The 4588-nt window shown below is 59.2% G+C and carries 3 protein-coding genes and 1 rRNA gene; 1 reads left to right on the top strand and 3 read right to left on the bottom strand.

Annotated elements, in window-relative coordinates:
• Nucleotides 1-74, bottom strand: a 16S ribosomal RNA gene (locus tag L7A15_RS10545); the annotation flags it as partial.
• Nucleotides 75-954: 880 nt separating this feature from the next.
• On the opposite strand from L7A15_RS10545, the gene L7A15_RS10540 reads away from it, so the two are divergent.
• Nucleotides 955-1938, top strand: coding sequence for an LLM class flavin-dependent oxidoreductase (locus L7A15_RS10540; RefSeq protein ID WP_237212505.1), 984 nt, complete (start codon nucleotides 955-957; stop codon nucleotides 1936-1938).
• Nucleotides 1939-2189: 251 nt separating this feature from the next.
• On the opposite strand, the gene L7A15_RS10535 is transcribed toward L7A15_RS10540, so the two are convergent.
• Together L7A15_RS10535 and L7A15_RS10530 are read right to left on the bottom strand one after the other, a co-directional pair.
• The gene (locus tag L7A15_RS10535) at nucleotides 2190-2981 is read right to left on the bottom strand and encodes a response regulator transcription factor (protein ID WP_237209084.1); all 792 of its coding nucleotides are present in this window, start codon (nucleotides 2979-2981) and stop codon (nucleotides 2190-2192) included.
• Nucleotides 2982-3016: 35 nt separating this feature from the next.
• A complete protein-coding gene (locus tag L7A15_RS10530) occupies nucleotides 3017-4441 on the bottom strand; it encodes a sensor histidine kinase (protein ID WP_237209083.1) in 1425 nt (474 codons plus the stop codon).
• Between the last annotated feature and the right edge of the window lie 147 nt (nucleotides 4442-4588).

The following is a 4588-nucleotide window of genomic DNA, read 5'->3' as shown; positions in this document are numbered from 1 at the left end:
CTTCATCGTTCGACTTGCATGTGTTAAGCACGCCGCCAGCGTTCGTCCTGAGCCAGAATCAAACTCTCCGTTGAAAAAATGAAGTAGTTGATGATCCTGGTCTCTGATTGTTAGCGAACCATTCACCACGGGGTGGTGTGGTTCAAGCTGACGAATCTGAAACCAATTGATTATCAAATTCAGTAGGACACCCTAAAAGGTGTTTCCTACCTGTTATATAAATATTTGGTATCAGTTCTATTTCCATATCACTCACAACAGGTTGTTGTGTTAGTGTGATGATGGACGATAAGAATGTTATTTATAACATTGGTACGCTATTGAGTTTTCAAGCAACAAACCGCATTCTCAACCCTAGCCAGCAAACACTGGCCGGTGTTTCGTATCGGTCATTCTCAGTTATCGTTGCCTCGTTTGGGCAACTCATTTAGTCTATCGCGTTTCTTTTCTGTGTGTCAACTCGGTGTTCCGTGTTGTGCCTCACAGTGGCTTCTGGCTGGTTTATGACCTTCAAACCCGACTCGTTGAGTCTTGATTTTTCAGTACCGGCTTTCTGCCTGATTCGCTATGTGACTAGGTGTTTTGTCGTTGTGGCGGGGTTTCCCTCGCCGCGGCGACTCGTAATACTCTACGCAGGTTTTTCAGACCGTGCAACTCGAAAAAACACCACCCAGCCCCCTCAAAGGCCCAAAAATGCCTCGCAGACCCTTTTCAGGCGTCCTCACGCACAGCATTTTGCCTAGTCAGAATACCCCTGTGAGGCAAATCTATGGTGGGAATCTATGACCCACTCCACTCAAAATTTCTTTTACCACCCTACCTACCACCCACCCTCGCCTGCCCTACCCCACGAGAAGGAGGCGGCAGACGTCCTTACCTCCCCGGAATAGAGACAGGGCCCCAACCGTTATAAGACATATCCGCAACCCCACACCGAAAGGCACCACCACAACCATGCCAGCCCTATCCCTCCTCGACTTCGCCCTCATCTTCCCCGGCGAACGCCCCGCCGACAGCTTCAAACGCTCCGTAGCCCTCGCCCAACACGCAGAAAAACTCGGCTACACCCGAATCTGGTACGCAGAACACCACAACATGCAGCGCATAGCCTCAGCAGCCCCAGCAGTGCTCATAGCCCACATTGGCGCCCACACCTCAACCATCCGCCTCGGGGCCGGCGGCGTCATGCTCCCCAACCACTCCCCCCTCACCGTCGCCGAACAATTCGGCACCCTGGCCGAAATGTACCCCGACCGTATCGACCTCGGCCTAGGCCGGGCCCCCGGCACCGACATGCGAACCCTCGCCGCCCTCCGCCGCGACCCACAGGACGCAGAAAACTTCCCCCAAGACGTCCAAGAGCTCGCAGGCTACCTCAGCGGCGACACCCGAGTCCCCGGCGTCCAGGCAACCCCCGGGGCAGGTACCAAGGTGCCCCTCTACATCCTGGGCTCCTCCCTCTTCGGCGCCTCCCTCGCAGGCGCCCTAGGCCTGCCCTACGCCTTCGCCTCCCACTTCGCCCCCACCCACCTGGAGCAGGCCATCAAGGTCTACCGCGAGCGCTTCACCCCCTCAGAGCAGCTTGAGCAGCCCTATGTGATTGCCGCAGCGAACGTGATCGCCGCCGACACGGAAGAGGACGCCCGCGCCCAGCAGGTGATTGCCCACCGGCAGCGGGTGAAGTCCATGATGCGCCTCGACGACCGCGACCTCACCGACGACGAACTCGACATGCTGGTCGCCTCACCCCAGGGCCAACAGATCCTGGACATGCTGCGCTACACCGCAGTAGGCACCTCAGAACAAGTAGGCGACTACCTCACCCGCTTCGCAAACTCAGTACAAGCCGACGAACTCATGATCTCCAACCTCTCCCCCAGCACCGAACAAGCCCACCGCGGCCTCGAAGTGCTGGCCCAGGCCATGATTCAGAAATAGGGCAAAGGGAGGTATAGCAGGCTCGCGCTCGCTGCCGACCCTCTCGCTGGTTCACAAGCTGGCTCGCAAGCTCGCCAGATTCGCACCGAGATTTATTTTCCTCGCGCGCTCGGAATCTCGGTGCTCATCACCAGCGATTCACGCCCCGCCTTTCGGCGGATTCCGTTCGCTCTTATGTGCTGACGCACCCGCTCACTTCATCCGAGCCAGCAGCTTCGCTGCGAGCCTGCTACACCTTGTAGTAAGAGCAACTACCCCTCCAAAAAGGCCAGGACGGCCCGGACGCGGCGGTTACCGGTATCGGCGGGCAAATCGAGCTTGTCGAAGATATTGCCCACGTGCTTAGCGACGGTTGCCGGGGATATAAAAAGTTCAGCTTCGATCTCTGCGTTAGACCGCCCCTGGGCCATCAGCCGCAGAATTTCTAACTCGCGCGGGGACAGCCGGGCCAGCTTACCCCCGGCAGGAGGAGCCACCTGGCCGGAGTAGGAGGCAGACGCTCCCCCACCGCCCCCTACCCCAGCGAAGGAAGAAGGGGCGGGGACGTCCGCGCCGGAAACACCCGCCGGGCTGCCGGGAACCTGCCCCGCCACCTGCCCGCTCGACGTGCCACCCAGAAGGTGCTGGACGACGTCCGGATCAATCACAGTGCCACCTGCCACCACAGTTTCAAGGGCCCGGGCAAACTCCTCAATATCACCCACCCTATCCTTCAGCAGATAACCCAACCCCGCCGCAGAACGGGCAAAAAGCTCACGAGCATAAGCGGTAGTGATGTACTGGGAAAGCACCACAATCGGCAGGCCAGGGTACGTCTCGCGCAACTGCAAGGCGGCCCTGAGGCCGTCAGAAGTGTGGGTGGGAGGCATACGAACATCAGTAATCACCGCGTCAACCCCCTCCCCCGCCATAGCCGCCTCAACAGCGGTGAGCAGGGTAGGGGCGTCCTCAACCTCCGCCACCACAGAGTGCCCCAGCGCACCCAACACCATCGTCAGACCCTGGCGGAGCAGGGCAGAGTCTTCGGCGAGGACAATACGCATGGGGCACCTTTCGTGACAAGGTTTCATGTGAAACGCTACAGGGTTGTTGAGCCCTTGGGTAGGGGCAGGGCCAGGGTCAGGCGGGTGGGGCCACCGGCAGGGGAATCAACCTGCACCGTACCCCCCAAGGCGGCCGCACGTTCCACCAGCCCGGCAAGGCCAGTACCACGGGCAGGATCCGCGCCACCAACACCGTTATCCTCAATCGTAACCACCAGCGACTCACCAGCCACAAAAGCCGACAGAGAAACAAACTGCGCCTGAGCGTGCTTGAGGGTGTTAGTCAAAGCCTCATTGACGGTGTAGTAGGCAGTGCGCTCAATATCGCGCGGCAGACGGGCCGGGGCGTCGTAGGTAAGACGAACCGGCAGGACGCTATGACGCACCAGCTCCTCCAGGGCAGCCTTGAGGCCGTGATCTTCAAGCACCGCCGGGTAAATACCACGGACGGTATCACGCAGGATCTGCTGGGCATGAGAAAGCTGAGTACGGGCCTCGGTGACATGGTTGAGCAAAGCTGCGGCGCGGGCGTCCTGGGTATCAGCAACCAGATTCTTCGCCTCCATCTCAGCCAGGCCAAGGCGCAGGTTGAGGTTGACCAGTTCCTGCTGGACGCCGTCGTGCAGATTGCGCTCAATCCGGCGGCGCTCCCCCTCGAAGGCGTCGACGATGGTGGCGCGGGAGGCGGTCAGACGGGCCAGCTCACGCTCCTGCTCCTCAGGGCGGGAGGACAGGATCAGCTTGGAGAGACTAGCCCCGGTGGCAGCCAGCAGACCATTGACGTAAGCAAAAATAATCAGCAAGACGGGGATAGCAGCCAGGAAAACCCACCAGTACTGGGGAGTAACTTCAAAGATTTGGCCGCTTGCGGGAAGAAGGCCCTGGTTGATGTAGTAGTTCATTTCCCCCTGGGAGTAGAGGAAAAGGTGCTGCCAGTCGAGGTAGAGCCTGTTCCCTATGCCCAGGTAGTAGGCTACTGCGCTGGCGCCGACAAGGGCCATCACCTGCAAACCCACCACGGCGCCAGCAACCCAACCCCACACCGTCGTCACCATCATCGACCCAAACTCACGCCAGGTCGCAATCTCCTTCAAACGGAAAAGAGCACCCTCCCAAAAACCAGCATTAGGGTAATCAACATGGCCATTAGCAACGACACCAAGACCAGTCTTCGCCAAACGCCACCGCTCAAAAACACCAAAAGCAATCGCCACAAAAGGCAACACCACAATACCCAGCAAGGACGCCGTCAAACCCGAAATCAAACCGGCAATAACCCCCTGAACAGCCAACACCGCCACAGCAATCCACGGGCCAGCAGACACCACATACAAGGGGCTACCCATACGACGCCACAGACTCTTCGGCTGCGGGGAACTCTCAAAACTCTCAAAGGACGCAGGCTGCCCCGAACCAGAAACAGGGGCCGCGTCATACATCGTGCGATCAGTAGTAGTCATACTTCTATTCTTTCGCCTCCCCCACCCCAGCACAGTGGGGCAGACTCTACTCTTACCCCACCCACACCCCAACTACCAGGTAGAGCCAGCTCTACCCCGGGCGTCCGAGGGGGGTGAGGGGGTGAGGCGGGGATGAGGGGAGGCGGG

Origin of the sequence: Rothia nasimurium, from assembly GCF_928391935.1 — a bacterium.
GTDB classification, from domain to species: Bacteria; Actinomycetota; Actinomycetes; order Actinomycetales; family Micrococcaceae; genus Rothia; species Rothia nasimurium_D.
This window is presented reverse-complemented; position numbering and strand designations above follow the sequence as displayed.